Annotated in this window: 12 protein-coding genes; 6 read left to right on the top strand and 6 right to left on the bottom strand. The window is 39.5% G+C overall.

The genetic code is table 11. The features are described 5' to 3' along the window. Positions 1-206: 206 nt before the first annotated feature. Entirely contained in the window at positions 207-2,411 is a 2,205-nt protein-coding gene (locus tag T7867_RS15945) for a glycoside hydrolase family protein (RefSeq protein WP_322299549.1), read from the bottom strand. A gap of 247 nt (positions 2,412-2,658) precedes the next feature. Between T7867_RS15945 and T7867_RS15950 the strand changes: the two genes are divergently transcribed. From T7867_RS15950 to T7867_RS15970, 5 genes are all read left to right on the top strand, one after another. Further along, entirely contained in the window at positions 2,659-2,964 is a 306-nt protein-coding gene (locus T7867_RS15950; RefSeq protein WP_322299550.1) for a GIY-YIG nuclease family protein, read from the top strand. Positions 2,965-3,220: 256 nt separating this feature from the next. Further along, positions 3,221-3,412: a helix-turn-helix domain-containing protein gene (locus T7867_RS15955; protein WP_322299551.1), complete on the top strand. Its 192-nt coding sequence runs from the start codon at positions 3,221-3,223 to the stop codon at positions 3,410-3,412. After that, a complete protein-coding gene (locus T7867_RS15960) occupies positions 3,409-6,801 on the top strand; it encodes a helicase-related protein (RefSeq protein ID WP_322299552.1) in 3,393 nt (1,130 codons plus the stop codon). The genes T7867_RS15955 and T7867_RS15960 overlap by 4 nt, the downstream gene beginning before the upstream one ends. Before the next feature lies 1 nt (position 6,802). After that, positions 6,803-10,906 (top strand): Eco57I restriction-modification methylase domain-containing protein, encoded by a 4,104-nt coding sequence (locus T7867_RS15965; protein WP_322299553.1) that lies wholly within the window; start codon positions 6,803-6,805, stop codon positions 10,904-10,906. A 1-nt stretch (position 10,907) separates the two neighbouring features. Beyond that, positions 10,908-11,633 (top strand): hypothetical protein, encoded by a 726-nt coding sequence (locus T7867_RS15970; protein ID WP_322299554.1) that lies wholly within the window; start codon positions 10,908-10,910, stop codon positions 11,631-11,633. A gap of 898 nt (positions 11,634-12,531) precedes the next feature. Here T7867_RS15970 and T7867_RS15975 read toward each other — a convergent pair. The 4 genes from T7867_RS15975 to T7867_RS15990 form a co-directional block, all read right to left on the bottom strand. Beyond that, positions 12,532-13,704, bottom strand: coding sequence for a tetratricopeptide repeat protein (locus T7867_RS15975; protein ID WP_068222122.1), 1,173 nt, complete (start codon positions 13,702-13,704; stop codon positions 12,532-12,534). A 31-nt stretch (positions 13,705-13,735) separates the two neighbouring features. Continuing rightward, the gene (gyrA, locus tag T7867_RS15980) at positions 13,736-16,264 is read right to left on the bottom strand and encodes a DNA gyrase subunit A (RefSeq protein ID WP_068222119.1); all 2,529 of its coding nucleotides are present in this window, start codon (positions 16,262-16,264) and stop codon (positions 13,736-13,738) included. A gap of 78 nt (positions 16,265-16,342) precedes the next feature. Then, entirely contained in the window at positions 16,343-17,530 is a 1,188-nt protein-coding gene (locus T7867_RS15985; RefSeq protein ID WP_322299555.1) for a hypothetical protein, read from the bottom strand. Between the two features lie 171 nt (positions 17,531-17,701). Next, complete coding sequence (locus tag T7867_RS15990; protein WP_068222113.1) at positions 17,702-18,136, bottom strand: hypothetical protein; 435 nt, start codon at positions 18,134-18,136, stop codon at positions 17,702-17,704. Positions 18,137-18,325: 189 nt separating this feature from the next. Between T7867_RS15990 and T7867_RS15995 the strand changes: the two genes are divergently transcribed. Beyond that, entirely contained in the window at positions 18,326-18,676 is a 351-nt protein-coding gene (locus T7867_RS15995; protein ID WP_322299556.1) for an arsenate reductase family protein, read from the top strand. A gap of 46 nt (positions 18,677-18,722) precedes the next feature. On the opposite strand, the gene T7867_RS16000 is transcribed toward T7867_RS15995, so the two are convergent. After that, entirely contained in the window at positions 18,723-20,135 is a 1,413-nt protein-coding gene (locus T7867_RS16000; RefSeq protein ID WP_322299557.1) for an alanine/glycine:cation symporter family protein, read from the bottom strand. Positions 20,136-20,212 lie beyond the last annotated feature (77 nt).

Raw genomic sequence — 20,212 nt, forward strand, 5'->3', positions numbered from 1 at the left:
GGTAGTGCGGAATCTGAGCTTAGAAGTTTCAATGAAGGAAGATATACTTAAGTGGGTCTTTCGCCATACGTAATTCCGATACTGATTTATACCAAATTTTTGTACTAATAAGTGAGCCACAAATGTTAACCTAACTATAGAGCTTATCTAAAAGAATCGGATCTTAAAGCTTCGAACTTTAAGAATTTGCTAAGGAAACCTGCCTATCAAATAGCTGAGAGCTTAAAGTATGGATTCGCCTCTTCATTGTCTTTACCAATCAGGGCTAAACCAGTCCAAGCGGTAGAGGCTACATGCAGGTAGTTGAAATATGCCCAGCCTAAACCTTCACCAGTATGTGCCTCTTTAGCAGGAGTGGCCACTAAGCCGTAGCCTATACTGTTTTCGGCCTCTTTAATTTGCCTAACCAGACTCTCCATGTATTCATCAAAAACCTTCTCGAAAGACGAACTTACCTGTCTGGCAAACCAAAGCGACATGGCAGCCCCTGCAGTAGCTTCATTTTGTATTTCTGAGCCAGCAAGTGCGAACTTGGTTCCTTTAAACCCTTTAGATTTGGTCGTCATAGCATCAATCATAAAGGAAAGACTAGACATGTCCGTTTCAGGGTTTATTCGTGCTAAACTAACCCAGCTCTGACAGTCGGTTGGTACTACAGTATGGTTAATGTCGCTTGCTATACCAGTTCCCGTAACATAATACGTATTCTGCCAAAAACAGCCTTTCACTAATGTTCTAGCTCTTTCTCTGGCGTTTTTCCAAGCATCATTACCTGTCAATACCCACAGGTTATCAAAGAAGGAAACACAATCTACATTATGCTCTACAGACCTCCAGTGATACGGATTCCCCCAATGGTCTTCACCACCTGTAAAGCCCTGGAGTTCATCTTCTTTAGTGCAGTTTGTAATAATCCATTGACCTATGGTTTCCGCAGCATGCAAATAACGATGAACCTTGGTTTTATGGTAAAGGCGTGTAAGTGCTATACCAGCCCACGACATATTTCCGATATCCCTTCGCCCTCCATCAGGCACATAAATAGAGGTGGTAAAATTCATATCAGGGTCAATAAGCCTATCGGCTACTGTTGCGGCTACAATTCTACCTTCGCCAATCGGGTCGTGGTTCATAGCTTGCACCAAACCATCACCCAGCGCCTGTGCTCGCTCCAAATTATCCCTCACCAAAAAGTAAATACACGCCATGGCCGTGTCATAGGTATCGCCTCTAGAAAAAACCATGTTATGATCTGTAGAAAACCCAGGTGCAGGTGGGCGATAGGTTTGTACATAACGTGGCCCACTTAACTGAAATTGATCCATCTGCTGCTCTAAGAACAAGTCAATTCGTTCAAGAGAATTGGCAGAATGATACTTACTTCTACTCGGTACAACGGGGAATATTAAGTTGTTGGGCTGCCTTTCAATGAGCCCAGCCATTTCTCGATTTCTACCATCCCAGTCAACCAAATTCATAAAACTTTTGGTGGTATTTAGAAGTGCTTCATTCCAAGTTTTGGTCCACTCTTCCTGAACCTTCTCATCATAAGACCTCAGAGCCTCATAAACCGCCATTTTCGTATCCTGAAATTCGACCTGACCGCGATCTACAGGTATTCTAGGCGTCTCCTTTATTATAACTGCCGTGCCCAAGCCAGGCGACCATCGCCCTTGAGCAAAGCGATCGTAAACAGTCATGGTGATAACTTTTGTTTTAGCTTTGAGCACTTCTTGTTCTTCTAAGCCATCTCTATAGTGAATTTCTCCTTTGCCTGAAGCAATCATGGATCTTCTCCATGCCATAGATCGATGAAACATAGAAGCGGCACTATCGGAATAAAGGATGGCCATATTATTAAGAGCAGCCTGATGCCTATAAGTATGAGGCTCCATGGCTTTGAGCTCCATAAGCACAGCAATGTGTGTAACTGCCAGTACTTGCATTAATCTAGCAACCTGGAGTAGATGCAGGGGAGGCACATTGTTAAGCTCTGCCAGCATGGTATTGGCTTCTGAAGTCAATACAATCAGATGTAGTCGTTTTTCACGGGCATTGCTTATAAAAGCCAACTGCCTAAAAAGATTACCAAAATTGCGAATTCTCTTGATGAGGTTAGATGCCGTAAGCTCTCCAAGTGCCTGTTGAACCGCATCATCTACCTTATGATCAACCATATTAGAGACCTTTCCTTCTATCTGATCCCAGAGAGATTTCTTCTTTTTATCGGCACTGCTTGGAAAGAAAACTAGGTCTACCACATACTTGATCAGCTTATTGGATTTTCCTGGAGCCTGATCGGCAGCAATATGAATTACGGCCTGCAAAAAGCCTTTGTGGTCGAAGGTCTCGAAGTCATCACCAAAGGACTTTAAAAATTCGGTGCTTATTTCAAACGGATCGGTTGCCATATCTGTATGTGGTAAAGTGACGTGTTATTTTGTGTTTCTAATTATACTAAATAAATAGCTATGGTTCATGTAAACCAAGCGCTCGGTTACCGACCCACGTAGATTCATATTGAAATATAAAAGCAAACGGTTGGTGGTTTATGCCGTGTTTCGCTTAGCATAAGAACTGTCGTTATCGTATAGCTTCGCAGTCCGAGAACTGTTCTTATGTCAAATACTCCGCAAGCTCCGTATTACGCAAAACACTATGAATGTCACCCGATGGAATAATTTCAAGTCGTATCTTCATGGTATGCACTACACATATGTTCTCCACAGCGAGAAAGACAATAAACGCTACATAGGATATACAAACGATTTGAAATTACGGTTGAATCAGCATCATGAAGGTAAGGTTCAGTCCACCAAAGACAGACGGCCATTGACACTCATATATTATGAAGCTTGTCTAGAAGAATGGGATGCCCGTAAGAGAGAGAAATATTTCAAGACACATTATGGCCGTATGTATCTCAATAAGAGACTAAAGACATTTTATGATAATAATAGCTGATTCACTGTATTCCATACGGGTGTTATATAATGTCCATAGTTTTATGTTGACATAGCTTCGGGTTCCAACGAAGGCTTTTATTCTAAGAAGGGTTGGCCTTTTTAGCCGCAAAGGAGGGAAGGAATGGCACACTCTTGCGTAGTGCCTGCACAAGCATGTGTGTGACATTTGAGCAGGTGCCATTTATCATATTTATCTCAGATGATGAGATATTTTTATTAAATCTCATTAAGTTGTTGCGAGACTCAATTTTAAAATGAATAGGATTAAAAAAGTCCTTGATTCTAAAGGAATTAAGCAAACTTGGCTAGCAGGAAAACTTGGAAAGAGCTATAACATGGTGAATTCTTATGCGCAAAATAGAAGCCAACCTAGTATTGCGGACTTGTATAAGATCGCGAAAATCCTAGATGTAGATGTTAAGGACTTACTTGAATCGAGTAAATGATACTGGATAACGAAAACAAAAATCTAAAAGTCCACGAGTGGATTTCTAAATACACAAAAGAAGGTAAAATGTCAGTTGTGACTGGCTACTTTACCGTTGGTGGTCTTGCTTTCTTCTCTGAGAAAACAAAAGACTTAATCGAGGAATACAAATTTGTTCTTGGCGACATTGTAAACTTTGATGAATTCAAGGAGTCGTCACTTGATTTACTAAATGAGAATATCACAGTTGATGCGTCTTTAAGACTTAGTTCAGTAGCCAAAGAGGCTGTACGGTTCTTGGAGCTTGATAAAGTAGAAGCTAAAACACTTGAGCCTAATTTTTGCCATGCAAAAGCATACCTCTTTGAAGATCAAGAGAATGAAGCTCAGCATAACTACTACATCACAGGCAGCTCAAATTTGACGGATGCTGGAATCGGAAGAAAGGTTACCAGCAACGTAGAGCTAAATATAGCAGGATTTGGAAGTGAAGCTCAGTATGATCAACTCATCAAATGGTTTGAAGAGTTGTGGAAACGACCTCAAGCTCATAATCATAAGACAATTAAGAGAGAGGATGGATCATTCTCTAAAATTCCATTTAAGCAATACTTAATCGATGAGATCAAAAAGATCTTTCAGGAATACACACCAAGGGAGCTCTATTACAAGATTCTTTTCGAACTCTTTGGTGAAGAGCTTCTCTTAGAAAAAGATAATCCTGATTTCAATCGGCAGTTTGGACGATTAGAGAATACTATCATCTTCAATTCTCTTTATGAATTTCAACAAAAGGGCGTTCTCAGTTTAATCAAAATGCTCAACCGCTTTAACGGGGCAATTCTGGCTGATGCGGTTGGTTTGGGAAAAACATGGAGCGCATTAGCAGTTATGAAATTCTATGAACTACAAGGGCGTGAAGTAGTACTTCTCTGCCCAAAGAAGCTTTCTAACAACTGGTCGCAATATCTTAAGAGAAGTCACTCCAAATTTGAAAAGGATCAATTTGATTATCTAATTAGGTATCACACTGACCTGTCTGAAGATCGCATTAATTCCTACAGGGAAGATATTAGTTTTTTAACCAATCAGAAACCAAAGCTTTTCGTCATTGACGAAAGCCACAACCTCCGAAACGATAAATCCAAACGATACAGATATTTTGTTGATGAAATCCTTAAGAAATGCGAGGATGTCAAGGTGCTCATGCTTTCAGCTACTCCGATTAATAATTCACTGATAGATATTCGAAACCAATTCAAATTGGTAGTTGCAGGAGATACTGCAGGATTCTATGAATCGCTTGACATAAGGAACGTTGACTACACTTTCCGAGCTGCTCAAAAAGCATTTAATGAGTGGACAGATGATCCACATCCAAGGATAGGAGATTTCATAAAAAAGCTTCCTTCCAATTTCTTTAAGCTTACCGATTCTTTGACTGTTGCAAGGACTAGAAAGATGATTGAGGGTCAACAAAACAGTCTGACATTTCCTACTAAAGAAAAACCAGAAAACGTTTTTGTGACCCCAAAGCAGATTGGGAATTTTGAAAGTTTTGAAGAACTATTTGATCATTTTCCACCACGTTTATCTGGCTATCAACCAGCATTTTATGTGGAACAAATTGAGGATATTGACAAGCTTCATGATGAGAGGCAGAGGGATTTCTTCCTGGTGAAGATGATGTACATACTTCTAGTCAAGAGGCTTGAATCTTCATGGGCGGCATTTCAATCCACCGTTGATAAAATCCTTGAACATCATCAAAATGCACTGAATCGAATCAAACAGTATCAAGAAGCAAAGAAGGACTTAGATTTCGATGATGATCAGCTTGATCTATTTGCTGATGATGACGAATTGACCAACGAATTGGATGAATTCACTCTTGGCAAGAAAAGGAAAATACAACTATCTGAAATTGATGATTCCGGCATGCTCGAACTCTTCAAGAAGGATTTAAAAGAGGACGTTGAAGCCCTACAATTATTGCAGGCGAACCTGTTCCAGTTCGATAAAAAGATTGAGACTGAAATCAAGAAACCTAGAAACCTGAAGAGCGAAGATGATAAGCTTGAAGCACTAATCAGTCGAATTAATAAGAAGAGACAAAGTGGTGCGAATAAAAGCAATGAAAAGGTATTAATATTCACAGTTTACAAGGACACGGCTTTCTATCTTTTTGATCAACTAAAAGCCCGCGGTTTTGAGAAATTGGCTGTCGTAAGTGGTGAAACATCAAGAATATGGGATTCGGAACAGGAAACTAAGAGGTTTGAAGAAATCTTAGAACGATTCTGCCCTCTCACCAAACTGTTTAAAGAAAAAGAATGGGATTATGTTCCGAGCTCTGATCATTTAAGTTTAGCAGGTCAATTCGAAGAATGGCAAACGTGGATTGCAGATAATGATTCAAAAACATTTGAAAAACTCAATAATCCGATTGACATCCTCATCGCCACAGATGCACTAAGTGAAGGACAGAATATGCAGGATTGCGATTTTGTAGTCAATTATGACATTCATTGGAACCCCGTTAGAGTAATTCAGAGAATGGGGCGCATCGATCGATTAGGATCGCCTAACGAGCAGATTTTTGGCTTGAATTTCTGGCCATCCAACAACATCAATAGCTACCTGAATCTCCAGGGACGCATTGAGCAAAGAATGACAGCAATGAAACTGGCTGGTTCTGAGGTTGACTTGGAGTTTTCGGATACATTCAAAGAAATGGCTGAAAATGAAACTCTTGAACAAAAGCAAAAGGCCAAGATGATGGAGCAAATGCAGACTTCATGGGATGATATTGAGATCAGTGACCAGAATCTTGGGTTTGATGATTTATCCCTCGAAACATATCGTCAAGAGCTTTTGGAAGAGCTTAAAAGTAAAGAGAAGTTCTACAAGTATATGCCTAAAGGTGTTTACACTGGTTTCAAGAGCATCAATGAAACTTGTCCAAAATCTGGTTTGATTGCATTATTTGGTTTCCCTGCAAGGCAACCTAAGATGGAAGAGCACAAATACAAAAGCTATGATTTGGTCTACATTAACGATCAAGGAAAAAGTGTACTAAGCAACCAGAAAGAGATTTTGGATGCATTAACGCATCACAAGGATGTAGTAAGATATGTTCCAAAATCATTAGATCAAGGGGATGCAAAGGAAATTGACCAATTATCCACAACTATCAGCAAATGGTTGAAAAGTCAAGCGGTGCAGGAAGAAGAACAAGAAGACGGATCAATAAAAGAAACGATGGGCTCTAGCGCACTGGATTTGATTAATAAATTAAAAGGTGGGAAAAAGGAAGCTGTTAACACTTTAAAAGAATCAAAGACTGGAATCAAAGACAGATACAAAAATGAGAATTACGATTTGATAACCTGGTTTATTGTGAGCTAATATGAATGCATTAAAAACCATACAAGAAGATTTTTACGAAGGCCTAAAAGCCTTTTTCGAAGAATTGAATATTCCTATTAACTATTTAGCTGAAGAACCTGCGAAGCCAACGGATATCCTTTCAGAAAATTACAATAACAGCAACCACGGGCATCAACTGATGGATGATATCTATTTTCTCGGAATAGTTAATGATGAGACTTTTGAGGAAAAAGATACATTCCAGTCAGGTGAGCAATTTAAAAATGCAATCAAAAGTGATTACGATGGGATTGTCTTGCTAGGAATCACACTGAAAGATCGTGAAAACGGATTACTCCCAACCAGGTCACAACTGGCAGATATTACACGAGCCTTTAATAGAGAATTCAAATACACACCAGTCACCATTGTCTTTAAGTACGGAAATTATATTTCGTTTGCTAATAGCGAGCGATTGAAATTCAAACAAGAGTGGCGAGAAGGGGAGAAGGCCGGTAAGGTTTCTATTTTAAGAGAAATTGATCTAAGTCATCCGCATTCAGGACATATTGCAATTCTTAACAGTTTGAGCATTACTTCCTCCGGAAGAAATGCTATAACATCTTACCAGGCCCTTTATTTTTATTGGCAATCTGTTTTCTCCATTTCGGTCCTTAATAAACGCTTTTATGAGGAAGTTATAAAGTGGTTTAACTCTGCTATAAAGGAAATACAAATTCCAAGTGAGAAAGTTGGCTCAGAAAAGCATAAGGATTTTGTTATTCGTTTAATTGCTCGATTGATATTCATATGGTTTTTGAAGGAACTAAAAGTTATCAAAGAGGATTTGCTTTTGCCAGAATTAAAAAATGGTGAAAATAATGACCTGATAATTCCAAAATCGGCAGGATCGAGCTACTACAAGTTCATCCTCCAAAACCTCTTTTTTAATGCTCTAAATGCTGAGCAAAACGAAAGGGATCAATCTGCATTTGATGTTTTTGCCTCTGGATTCACAGCTATTGATGAGCTGAAAGAATTCATCTTTTTTTCACCATATCTCAATGGAGGACTGTTTGATGTTCATCCGAATGATTGGATGGAAGAGGGCAAAGCCAATAATGCATTTCAAGTTCCTGATCATTTATTCCTTGATAAAGAAAGTGGAATCAATAGTATCCTTGCTCGATACAAATTCACAATTGCTGAAAATACACCACTTGAAGAAGAGATTGCTGTTGATCCTGAAATGCTTGGTCGAATCTTTGAGAATCTCTTGGCAGAACAAAGTGATGACACCAAGGAAGCCGCTAGAAAAAATGCTGGTGCTTTCTACACCCCAAGACCAGTTGTGTCTTATATGTGCAGAAATACCTTGATGAAGCATTTGGACACGGAGATAACATCTGCTAACAGCAAGCAGGTTATCCATAAGATGCTTGAAACTACAGTTCTAGACCCAGCTTGTGGATCGGGAGCTTTTCCAATGGGCATGTTGGAAGAGATGATGCAAGTTCTTGAAGCTGTTGATCCTGAAGGGAATTTGTGGATTGCGGAAATGCTGAAATCAAAGGATGATGACTTTTTGGAGCACATCTCCGATTTCATTGCTGACAAACAAATTCGGTATGTAAAGAAGCTTGGGTTGTTGCGAAATTGTCTCTTCGGAGTAGACCTACTCGAATATGCGGTTGAGATCACGAAGCTTAGATGCTGGTTATCACTCATTGTTGAACAAAAAGTAGATTTTGACAAGCCCAATTACAATCTTAAGCCACTTCCGAATCTTGAATTCAAGTTCTACAAGAAGAATTCATTATTGCGCTTTTACAAGGATCAGAACCTAAACCAACTGATTGATACCGTAGATAATGAAGAACTACTAGACGAATTGGTTAATCTCGAAAATGAATATTTCATAGTCAAGAGCAGCAGGCACGGTAATAAGGAAGAAATTAAACAGAAGATTATTGCTTTATTAGAAAAAGTTGTTGACTCCAAAACCGAACAGGTTCAAAAACTTTACAAAGTAGCATTAGATACGGTCAATCATCTGGTCTCATCCAATGCTTCTGAGAATGAAATAAAGAAAGCGAAAAAGAAAGCTGAAAAATTGGCCAATGAGTTAGCCGAATTAGCTGGATTTAGAGAAACCATCAAGGACTATTTTATAGAACGTGTGGTCTTTCCAGGTATTTTCAGCAAACACAATGAAAATCCCGGATTTGATATTGTCATTGGCAACCCTCCTTATGTCAATACTAAGCAAATCAGTAGTATGGGGCTGACCAAAAAGCTGGAAGCAGAGTACGGATATTGCGATGATCTTTACAATCACTTCACCATTCGAGGAATGGAATTAACAAAGAGAGGTGGTTTATTAAGCTACATTACCTCAGATACATTCCTAACGCTTCAAACCAAGAAAAACATGCGAATGGAGTTTCTTGGAATCTCAAATCAAAAAATCACTGAAGGCCAGGGCCAGCTTTTTGGAACGCAGCTTAAAGAACATTTTGATATACCGAACCCTGATTTATTTGGAAACACTAAACCCATACAGGGAGAACTGATCCCTACGAAACAAAAATCTTCTAGCGATCATTATAAACCCTATTGCAGAGTCACAGACATCATCAATACACCAAAAGCATTCGCAGCGTTGGTGGATACGGCAATTTTTACATTGAAAAAGGAGCAAGCAAAGGATGATGCTGCACTTGTCTATGTGGATTTAAGAAAGCCAACAGCCGAATCTTTTGAGATAAGTGAAGAAGAATGGGCGAATATTAAAACATCCAAAGAAAATCTTGCTAGCTGGGAACGAATTCTAGAGCATACTTTCAATGCATTGGGTCATAAAAAGCCTGCTTGGACCAAATCGCATACATGCGATGGCGAGGTGGTTTTTAAAGATGACGATTCAACTCTTTTGAAGTTTAAGCTTACGCACGAACCTTATCGAAAAGCAATCAACTACGCCATCTTCGCACCAACTCCTTACAATTGTCAAGTATTAGAAAAGATCATAAAGCCTGCAAGAAAAGTATATGATCAATGGTGGGATAAAATTGAAACCTCCAGAGCAATAAACAATAATAGATCCTCCATCAAAAAGTATACAAACACCTTAAAAGCGGGAGATATGACGCTAATTGGGTTGATTACCGATGGAGGTCAGGGACTTGCTACTGGAAACAATGGCAGGTTTGTGGGGTACAAGGAAGGGACTCGTTTTGCCGATCGCTGTATTGAAACAAGAACTGAAAAACTCTATGCAGCAATAGAGGAACATCCGGATATCACTTCTAAATGGTCGGTACTCAGTGGTGCCAATTCAAAGGATGATGTAGCAAGTATTCTTAAGGCGATGGATGAGCAATCAGTTTGGACACTTTTTGATGAGATAAAGAATGAGTATGGGTTAAGGGTCTTTGGAAAGGGCTATCTGTATCGTATAATACCAGAAACTTTAGAATTTGATACCAGCAATATCTCTGAGACAGAAAAGAATGAAGGAATTAACTCAGAAATATGCTGGGTGCCCTATGATAAAGGTGATAGAGAAGGTAACCGTTGGTACCTTGAAACACCGTATTTGATTGATTGGAGTATTGATGCCGTAGCAATACTGAGTACAGATGAACGAGCTCGTTGGCAGGGATACACGTTCTTTTTTAGAAATGGATTTTGTTGGAGTGACGTACTAAATCCAAACAGTATCTATATCAAATGCAGACTAAAAGCACAATCCGTCAATGACGTTAAATCAATGTCACTATATGATGAAATTGGGATTGGAGACCAATATATTGTCAGCTTAATTAATTCCTTTCTTCATTTTAAAATACTTCGGGAGTTTCTTAACGGAACTGTGGCAATTCAAATAAATGACATTCGAAAGATGCCAATTAAAATTCCATCGGATACTGAGCTTAATGATTTTCGCGCAGCGTTTGGTCAATGCCTGAATATCCAGAAAAAGTACTTCAGTGGAGAAATCGAGAAGGGAGATGCCCGTACCCAACTAAAGCCTATTGAGGACAAGATCGATCAGATGGTGAATCAGTTCTATGATATTACAGCGGAAGTGACAACAGAGGAAATAGGGGAGAAAGCACAAGAACAAATGGTAGAAGAGTAATATGAATTGGGTTAGGATTTTTAATCGATTATGGGAAATAATCAATACCGAAGGCAATTTATACTTCGGAGGACCAAGGTTCATTAATGTGGTAAGGGAAGTTGACCCATACCATCCAGATTATTATCAATTTCTCGAACAAAGAAATCAAGAAGGTTTAAGCACTTCAAGGCGAAATTACTTTTCGGATATATTAATGTCTTTCAATGTTGAGAATAGAATTACAATCGTAAACGGTATTCTTGATGAAATTCAGCACCTTGATCAAGAAAGATGTGATGCAGTTAGAGCAATGATAGGCGGTGCACAAGAGCGAGTACCCCTGAACGAGTTAGCACCTGAAATATGGAATGCTGAGAGACTGAATAGAATGCTTGGAGACATTAACCAGGCTATTGCTGAAACACAATATGAAAGAGCGGTTACACTTTCATACACGGCTTTAGAGGGTTTTTATCGCGCATTTATTCATGCTAGAATGCCTGATCAAAATGGATTAAATGAGATTATTCAAATGTCCAGAGCAATCAGAAGTTATTTAAGAGATAATATAGAGCATTTTCCTGACGAAGCTTTCAACATGTTCAATCACGTTTCGCATACAATTGACAGAACAAGGAATGGTTTTGGAGAAGCTCATTTTGGTGAAGAAGCTGCACTTTGGTTAGCAAATTACACTCGAGATTTGGTTAATACTCAGATTCGCTTATTACTTCATTTTATGTGAGAGCTATATATTATGTTAAGTAAGCTTAATTAGGAAGGCGCGCTAGCCCGAGAGAATAGCGGGGATGCGTCCGCTTAGTGCGATTGGCCGTTTTATTCTCTCTAGATTTTTTGCATACTTTTTTATCAATGAAAAAAGTATGAGCCCAGCGGCTTGAGCATTAACAGAAGCTACTGAACAGCAACTGATCGACCCACAGGCTACCAAAGGCAAATACACGAGCCACAGCAAAAACAAAAGCCTCAGACTAGCACAGAGCTCACTCAAACAACCAACAGTCCGGGATAGCACCAACAAAGCGCAGGCAAGCATGTGTTTTAAAGGCTGAAAATCCTAACGCCTGAGAATCGCATATTTGAGAGCGACCCGTACAATCGTACAGTACACGAGAAAATAGACAGCCTTTAAATCTTATGCTTAGCGCAGGGAACTGCCGGCACGGCACAGCGGGTGGGTAGAATAAAATAGCAGCTTTGGAACAGGGCGGCCGCGGGTATGCAAATTGGTGCGCGAGAGTTTTTGCTACCAAAAGCAAAAAGCTCTCGTAGCCAATGGCGCTGGCCGAAGCGGCTATTTAATATAAAACTAATTATATAACATGGACACGGGTTGGTATTGCTCAGCGGTGCCCCAGAGAACTAAGTTCCAAGAAACGAATAGTCACGGTCCACGCAACTGCGTGGTTAATATAATATAGAATTATATAACAAGTGGTTGGCGGTGCTGGCCGTGTTTTGCTTTAACATAAGATCATTACCGTTATCGCACTGGAGTGACGATAACTGATCTTATGTAAACCACTGCGTGGACGCAAAACACTATGAGTGTTATATAATTTATATTATGTTAAATATAAACTTCGAAAATGAAGGAGGCCTATTTAACCTCCTTCTATTTCTTAGTTACCTCCTTCTAGTGCATCTAGTCTATCAAGGATGGCATCTCTCTTGTCATCCATTCCTAACTGATCGTAGATAGTACTCAATGGTCTTAATGAGTACACATCATTAGGATCGGCTTCAATGGCTTTCTCAAAATATGGCTGAGCCTCTTTGAACTTGTCCATTGCTTGCTTCTTCAACTCTTGATACTTGGCATCATCATCTACCTCATTATTAGCTTTTGACATTAACTCAGCACCTTGATTATAAACCACAGATCCTGCAACATATAAAGCTTCTGGGTAATTAGGATCCATCTCTAAAGCCTTCTTAGCGTTCACTAAAGCATCATCGAAATCCTCATTGTTCCATTGTAGGTATGACAACATGTAGTAAATATTCTTCTCTACATCACCTTGAGCGATTAAGCTCTCAAGTCCCTCAATTGCTTCATCCATCTGATCGATCTTAATAAGAATATCTACTTCCCATTGCGGATAAAGCTTTTCTTCTGGATACTCTTCTTTAGCAGCTCTCAACACTTTCAAGCCCTCATCATAATTTTCATTATCGATAAGGTTGGTGATTACCTGATTATAGGCATAGCTCTTGTTGTCATAGTCTTCTTCAGAAGCAATTACTTTTTTGTAGTATGCTACAGCTTCATCATCCATTCCAGCGTTTTCAGCAGAATAACCAGCAAAAAAGTCTTTTGTAATATCTGAGTTAATCTGAGTAACGATCTTCAAGCATTTGTAAGCTCTTTCATAATCTTCAGCTTCCATAGCCTTATTAGATTCGTTAAGCAAAACAGCCTCTAATGCACCTAACTTAGAACCACCCATTGCTTTAGTATCATCAGCAGGGTTTAGAATAGCTTCTTGCATAAGGTCTTCTTTCACCTTGTCGTCAGCTACTTCCATCGCCTTCATATACCAATCGAAGCTTTTTTGAGCATCTTCCATATTGGTTAGGCCACCAGTCAAGAATTTTTCTTGATAGATATCGCCTAATAGTACTAAGGCGTCAACTTTGGTTTCAGCATCTTGAGATGCTTGAGTAGCATTAGTTATCGCATTGTCAATCTCACCTTTTCTTAATGCTTTCTCAGCCTCTTTTAATACTTTCTTTTGTGCAAATACTCCCACTGCCAGGAATGAAAGTACTACAGTTAAAAACAGTTTTTTCATGAGTATTTTAGTCTAATTTTAGTTTCAATTTTTATTCGGTAGTCTCTGAAGTTGGCGCTTCGCCTCCTTCGTTATTTTCGTTTTCTGAAGAATCCATAAGTTCTTCATCTTCAGCTATTTGTTCTATCTTTTCTACAGAAGAGATTTCATCTCCTTCTTGTAACCTAATTAGCTTCACTCCTTGTGTAGCTCGGCCCATAACTCTTAGGTTCTCTACAGAAATTCTGATGGTGATTCCCGACTTGTTGATAATCATCAAATCATCTGTATCAATCACTTCTTTTATGGATACTAAGTTACCGGTTTTCTCAGTAATGTTAATGGTCTTAACACCCTTACCACCTCTTTTGGTAATGCGGTAATCTTCTATTGGAGAGCGCTTTCCGTAGCCCTTTTCAGAGACAACTAACAGGTTAGCGTCTTCTCTAGCTACACATACCATGCCAACTACTCTATCATCGTCTCCTTCTAGGGTCACTCCTCTTACTCCAGCTGCTGTTCTACCCATAGATCGAACGTCACTTTCGTGGAAATGAACCACTTTACCAGACTTTTTACCAATAATAATATGGTTGTCACCATTTGTGAATTTAACCTCTAATAATCGGTCTCCTTCGTTAATGGTAATAGCATTGATACCGTTAGTTCTTGGTCTAGAATATGCCTCAAGAGAAGTTTTCTTGATGGTTCCAGACTCAGTACACATAACCACAAAGTGGTTATTTACATAGTCTTCATCCTTCAAGTCTTCAACATTGATAATGGCTCTGATCTTGTCTCCAGGCTCAATATTAATCAAGTTCTGAACTGGTCTACCTTTAGAGGTTTTACTCCCTTCTGGCAGCTCCCATACTTTCTTCCAGAATACTTTACCAAACTCAGTAAAGATCAACAAGTAGTTATGCGTCATACCAGTGAATAGGTATTCCGTAAAGTCGTCTTCCTTAGAGCCAGCCCCTCTAGAACCAACACCACCTCTTCCTTGAGTTCTATACTCAGAAAGGTGCGTTCTCTTAATATATCCTTGGTGAGAAACGGTGATGAGCATTTCCTCATTCGGAATCATATCTTCCGTAGTGAAGTCTTCTGCAGAATGAACTATATCAGTTCTTCTCTCATCGCCATAACGGTCTCTTATTTCAATAAGCTCATCCTTGATAATGCCCATTCTAAGTTCTTCTTTCTCAAGAATCTCTTTCAACTTAGCAATAAGCTCCATTATCTCTTCATACTCCTTCTTGATCTTGTCTCTTTCAAGACCTGTCAATCTTTGAAGTCGCATTTCTAAGATGGCTTTGGCTTGTATTTCTGACAAACCGAAATTCTCCATTAGACCTGCTTTCGCTATTTCAGGGTCTCTTGAAGAACGAATTAGATTGATAACCTCATCGAGATTATCTAGTGCAATAAGATAGCCTTCTAAGATGTGTGCTCTCTTTTCAGCTTCATTGAGTTCATATTGCGTTCTACGAATAACCACTTCATGTCTGTGGTCTACGTAGTTCTTTATTAAGTCTTTAAGGTTTAATGTGTATGGTCTACCTTTTACCAAGGCCACGTTATTCACACCAAATGAAGATTGAAGCTGTGTATACTTATACAGGTTGTTCAATACAACATTACCTATGGCGTCTTTCTTTAGCTCATAGACAATGCGCATTCCGCTTCTATCCGACTCATCTCTGATATCAGAAATACCTTCAATTTTCTTCTCATTTACCAAAGCAGCAGTCTTCTCGATCATGCTGGCTTTGTTTACCTGATAAGGAATTTCTGTTACAATGATTTGCTCACGACCAGACTTCAAGACTTCAATATCGGCTTTGGCCCTAAGCACCACTCTACCTCTACCTGTCTCGAAAGCAGACTTTACACCTGTGTAACCATAAATGGTTCCGCCAGTTGGAAAGTCAGGAGCTGTGATGTGCTGCGTAAGCTCATCGATAGTTATGTCATTGTTGTCGATATATGCGATGGTACCATTCACTACCTCAGTAAGGTTGTGAGGCGCCATATTAGTAGCCATACCTACCGCAATACCGGAGCTACCATTTACCAATAAACAAGGGAGTTTACCGGGTAAAACTGTTGGCTCTTTTAATGAATCGTCAAAGTTGAATTGATAGTCTACCGTATCCTTATTGATATCGGCCAACATCTCATCAGCAATCCTTTTCAACCTAGCCTCGGTGTAACGCATAGCTGCTGGCGAATCACCATCAATGGAACCGAAGTTACCTTGCCCGTCTACCAAAGGATATCGTAACGACCATTCTTGGGCCATACGTACCATGGTATCGTATACCGATGAATCTCCGTGAGGGTGGTATTTACCAAGCACCTCTCCTACAATTCTAGCTGATTTTTTATAAGGTTTGTTCCAGTTAACCCCTAGGTCGAGCATTCCGTAAAGAACCCTTCTGTGAACTGGTTTTAGTCCATCTCGGACGTCTGGTAATGCTCTTGAGATAATCACCGACATGGAGTAGTCGATGTATGCACCCCTCATCTCATCTTCTATGTTAATGGGGATGATGGTTTCCTTGTCTCCGTCTGCCATAAATTGGTTAAAAAGTCCGTTTTAATTAAAGGCGCAAGATACTAAATATTATCTGTAGAAGCGGTTAAAATGAAAGGTTTAATTGCCATTTCCACCACCTTTTTCGCTACCTTTTTTAGACTTTTTGTCCTTTATAATTGGGAATGACCAACCCTTGGCTTTTCTGTTAACGCCTCGCTGTCCGTAGCGAGGATTTTGCTTCTTATAGAACGGCCTACCTCGGTACATTTTTCCGTTGAAAACATGTTCCATTTGCACCATATCGGCCTTGTACTTATTTCTTGGGTAGACAGGATACTTGAATAGTAAACCTAAGTCTATGCTAAAGATGGAATATTTGTGCTGGGTAGAAATAACATCGTTGGCCAAGGTATAGCTCCTCATTTCAAATGATGGTCTGATGTAGCCTTTGAAATACTTTGAGAATGTGGTTTGGAACATGAGCCCGACATTGAAAAATGGCTCGTAGTTGATGTTATCTGAATTGATTTGCGACTGTTTGATTTTCCAAACACCACCATAAACATCGGCCAACATAGAGAAGTCTCCCAGGGAGTAGAAGTTATAAGTGACCGAAGCAAACATTTTGGTTGTAGATATCTTGGTTTCAGGTAGCTGATATCGTCTCAGCAATGGGTCTACATCTTGCTCTGAACTCGGATGCCTAAACTTGTGTGCACCCCACCCTATTCCGCCTCCTATGCGAAGCATATCATCATCTAGATACCTCTTTTCTCCAGTTCTTTCGAAATGGCCTTTGTCTAATTTCTTAATGCTGTACGATAGCCTCAGAGTTAGCGGATTATAACGACCTGAATTCTTATAGACGAATGAAGCTGTATCTGTTCTTACAATCTGACTATCATCATCTATTCTCGAAATATCAACTTCGGTAAATCTATTAAACCAATTGCTATAGGCAACACTAGGCTGCACTGTCGATTCTTCATCAATAGGGACAATATAAAGCAGGTCGTTTCTCGGGTTTCTAATAACAGACACCCCTTCTAGCGGATTTTGATAAGAAAAATATCCGTAGCTTTTCTCTACACTCAGGTTGAACCGATTGAGCATTTTTCTCACCGGGCTAGTGAGCTGCCGTTCCATGGCCTTTTTCCTTTCCTCTGGTGTTTGGGCCTCTTCAAGCACAAAACCTTGTACATTACCCTCCTTCTTTTTCTTTTTTTTCCAAAACTGAGCATCTACTTGGTTAAATGTTATACCCAAAACGAGAGTAAGCAAGAAAAGGCGGTAGAGACGTATCAATGAAAGGTTTTTTCAATTATAAAGACAAACGTATTCAATTATTATGGAAAGGGGTAGAAAATAGATGCTAGAAGTAAGATTATAAACCCTTACAGTAAACTCATGGACAAAAAAAAGACTGCCAAAGCAGTCTCTTTTCGTTTTTAGTATGTTAAGGTTGATTAAGGGTTCTTATTGAGCTAGTTCGGCCAAGAATGCATCAACTTTTGACTTTGCATCTCCACCACCAGCGTAAGCCTTCTTCACGGCATTGTACTTTTTAGCTCCAAGGCTATGTTTAGCCAAAGTACCAACTACACTACCTGCAGCTTTCTTCTTTGCATCGATTTGCTTGTTTACAAGCGCCAAGAATTGCTTCTCCCAGTCAGCTGCTGGCTCACCAGATTTCTTCTGAAGCTCTTGGAATCTCTGACCAGTCATACCCTCTTGCTTTTCAATCAATTCATTCACCATAGGGCTGATTTTATCAGTAATTGATTTCTGAGCCAAAAGGATAATCGCGTAATCCTTGTAGTCCTGATCTGTGATTTCGTCTTGAGCTTGTGCTGAAACAGACACAAAGACAAAACAAATAGCAGCTAGAACAACATTAGATAATCTTTTCATAATAGTTTTTGATTTTAGTTTTAATGAAAGGTCAGCGTTCCTTTCAGACAGTTTAGTAGTTTAGTTATTTTTAACAGCATCACAAAAAAAGGCATTTGATCAAAACATACAAATATTAGTATCCCAAAATTGTTTAATTGCGGCTGATTTTGTCAGTTTCCATAAAAAAAGACAAACAACAGATCGAATATGAAGAAAGTCTACTACCTCTCCACTTGCGATACCTGCAAGAGAATAATGAGCGAACTCAACCTTGAAGGATTTGAGAAGCAAGATATCAAAAACGAGGCCATAACTAAAACTCAAGTTGAACAAATGAAAGAGCTTGCAGGAAGTTATGCGAGCTTGTTTTCTAAAGTGGCCCGAAAATATCGTGCACTTGGCCTCAATGAAAGAGACCTCACTGAAGAAGAAATGAAAAACTACATTTTGGAAGAATACACTTTTCTAAAGCGTCCTGTTTTCATTATTAACAATGAGATATTCATTGGAAATAGTAAAAAGAATGTTGAAGCACTTAAGTCGGTCATTGGAAATTAGTCATTAGTCATTCATGACCAAATGACTAATGACTAATAGCTATTGACTAGTTATCAAACTCCCCTGCCTTAAGCCTGGCAAAGTAGTCTTGAGCTGCTTTCCATGCTTTAGGTGCCAATAATATGGCTGAAATCATGGTAGGTATGGCCATTAGAGCAAAGCTGCTGTCTATCAGGTTTACCACAAAACCAAGCGAAGTAACAGCCCCAATAATAATGGTACCTATATACAAATAGTTATATAGGTTTCCGTTCTTAGCTCCCAGCATAAAAGACACACACTTCACTCCGTAGTAAGAGTAAGAAAGCAGAGAGCTCACTGCAAAAACCAAAATACACAGTCCTAAGAAGTAAGCTCCGTAACCTGGAATAGCGGCATTAAACGCTTCAAGTGTTAAAGAAATACCTGCTATGTTGCCATCTCCTATATACGGTTTGTAAACACCAGTACTCAGAATTACAAGAGCAGTAAGGGTACAAACCAAAAGTGTATCTATAGCTGGACCAAGCATAGCAACCAAGCCCTCTCTTACTGGCTCATCCGTTTTAGAATCTCCGTGTACCATAGGGGCAGTTCCTATACCCGCTTCATTCGAGAATGCAGCTCGTTTGGCTCCAGTTACAATTATGGCACCAACACCACCTCCTAAAATGGCATTGCCATTAAATGCCTCTTCAAGAATTGAAGCAAATATCTCGGGAATACCAGCTAGATTTTGAATTAGAATGTAGACTACTAGGATAAAATAAAGCACCACCATAGAAGGAACCATCTTTGAGGCCACTTTAGCAATTCTCTTAATTCCACCGAAGATCACAGAAGAAACCAATACGGTGAGTATTACACCAATAATGGCTGAAGCGTAAGGTATATCTATTCCTAAAAAGCTGAATGATGAAGCCACATCATAACCAATGGATGGCGCCAACACTTCATTCAGCGCTGCAGTTAACTGGTTGGCTTGAAATATTGGCAATGCGCCAATCAGTGCGAAAATACAGAAGAAAACCGCCAGAGGTTTCCATTTCTTACCTAAGCCTTCAGTAATTACATACATGGGACCACCTCTAACTTCACCGTCAGAATCTTTTCCACGATACATAACTGCCAAAGTACAGGTGAAGAATTTTGTGGCAATTCCGAAGAATGCCGAAACCCACATCCAGAAGATAGCACCTGGGCCTCCCATGGTGATGGCCACAGCCACTCCAGAAATATTACCCATACCCACAGTAGCTGCAAGCGCTGTAGAAAGCGCCTCATAGTGACTAATTTGACCTTCTTTATCTTCTTCGTGGTATTTACCAGCTAGTACCTGAATGGCATGCTTAAAATACAGAAATGGGCTGAAGCGAGCATATACCATAAAGAAAAGCCCCCCACCCATTAAAAGAATTAAAAGAGGTATTCCCCAAATCCATCCGGCAAAAAAAGCTACAGCGTCTTCTATAAATCCCACAGTCTCAAATTATGTGAAGCCGCTATAATAACAGATAAGACTTCATTCACCAACAGTTCTCTTTTAAATCGGAGAAT

Source organism: Roseivirga spongicola, from assembly GCF_034376045.1.
Taxonomy (GTDB): domain Bacteria; phylum Bacteroidota; class Bacteroidia; order Cytophagales; family Cyclobacteriaceae; genus Roseivirga; species Roseivirga spongicola.

Bases quoted from the DNA above. Each gene is read 5' to 3' on its own strand.
- T7867_RS15945 (WP_322299549.1), bottom strand. From the start codon at position 2,411: ATGGCAACCGATCCGTTTGAAATAAGCACCGAATTTTTAAAGTCCTTT.
- T7867_RS15950 (WP_322299550.1), top strand. From the start codon at position 2,659: ATGAATGTCACCCGATGGAATAATTTCAAGTCGTATCTTCATGGTATG.
- T7867_RS15955 (WP_322299551.1), top strand. From the start codon at position 3,221: ATGAATAGGATTAAAAAAGTCCTTGATTCTAAAGGAATTAAGCAAACT.
- T7867_RS15960 (WP_322299552.1), top strand. From the start codon at position 3,409: ATGATACTGGATAACGAAAACAAAAATCTAAAAGTCCACGAGTGGATT.
- T7867_RS15965 (WP_322299553.1), top strand. From the start codon at position 6,803: ATGAATGCATTAAAAACCATACAAGAAGATTTTTACGAAGGCCTAAAA.
- T7867_RS15970 (WP_322299554.1), top strand. From the start codon at position 10,908: ATGAATTGGGTTAGGATTTTTAATCGATTATGGGAAATAATCAATACC.
- T7867_RS15975 (WP_068222122.1), bottom strand. From the start codon at position 13,704: ATGAAAAAACTGTTTTTAACTGTAGTACTTTCATTCCTGGCAGTGGGA.
- gyrA (WP_068222119.1), bottom strand. From the start codon at position 16,264: ATGGCAGACGGAGACAAGGAAACCATCATCCCCATTAACATAGAAGAT.
- T7867_RS15990 (WP_068222113.1), bottom strand. From the start codon at position 18,136: ATGAAAAGATTATCTAATGTTGTTCTAGCTGCTATTTGTTTTGTCTTT.
- T7867_RS15995 (WP_322299556.1), top strand. From the start codon at position 18,326: ATGAAGAAAGTCTACTACCTCTCCACTTGCGATACCTGCAAGAGAATA.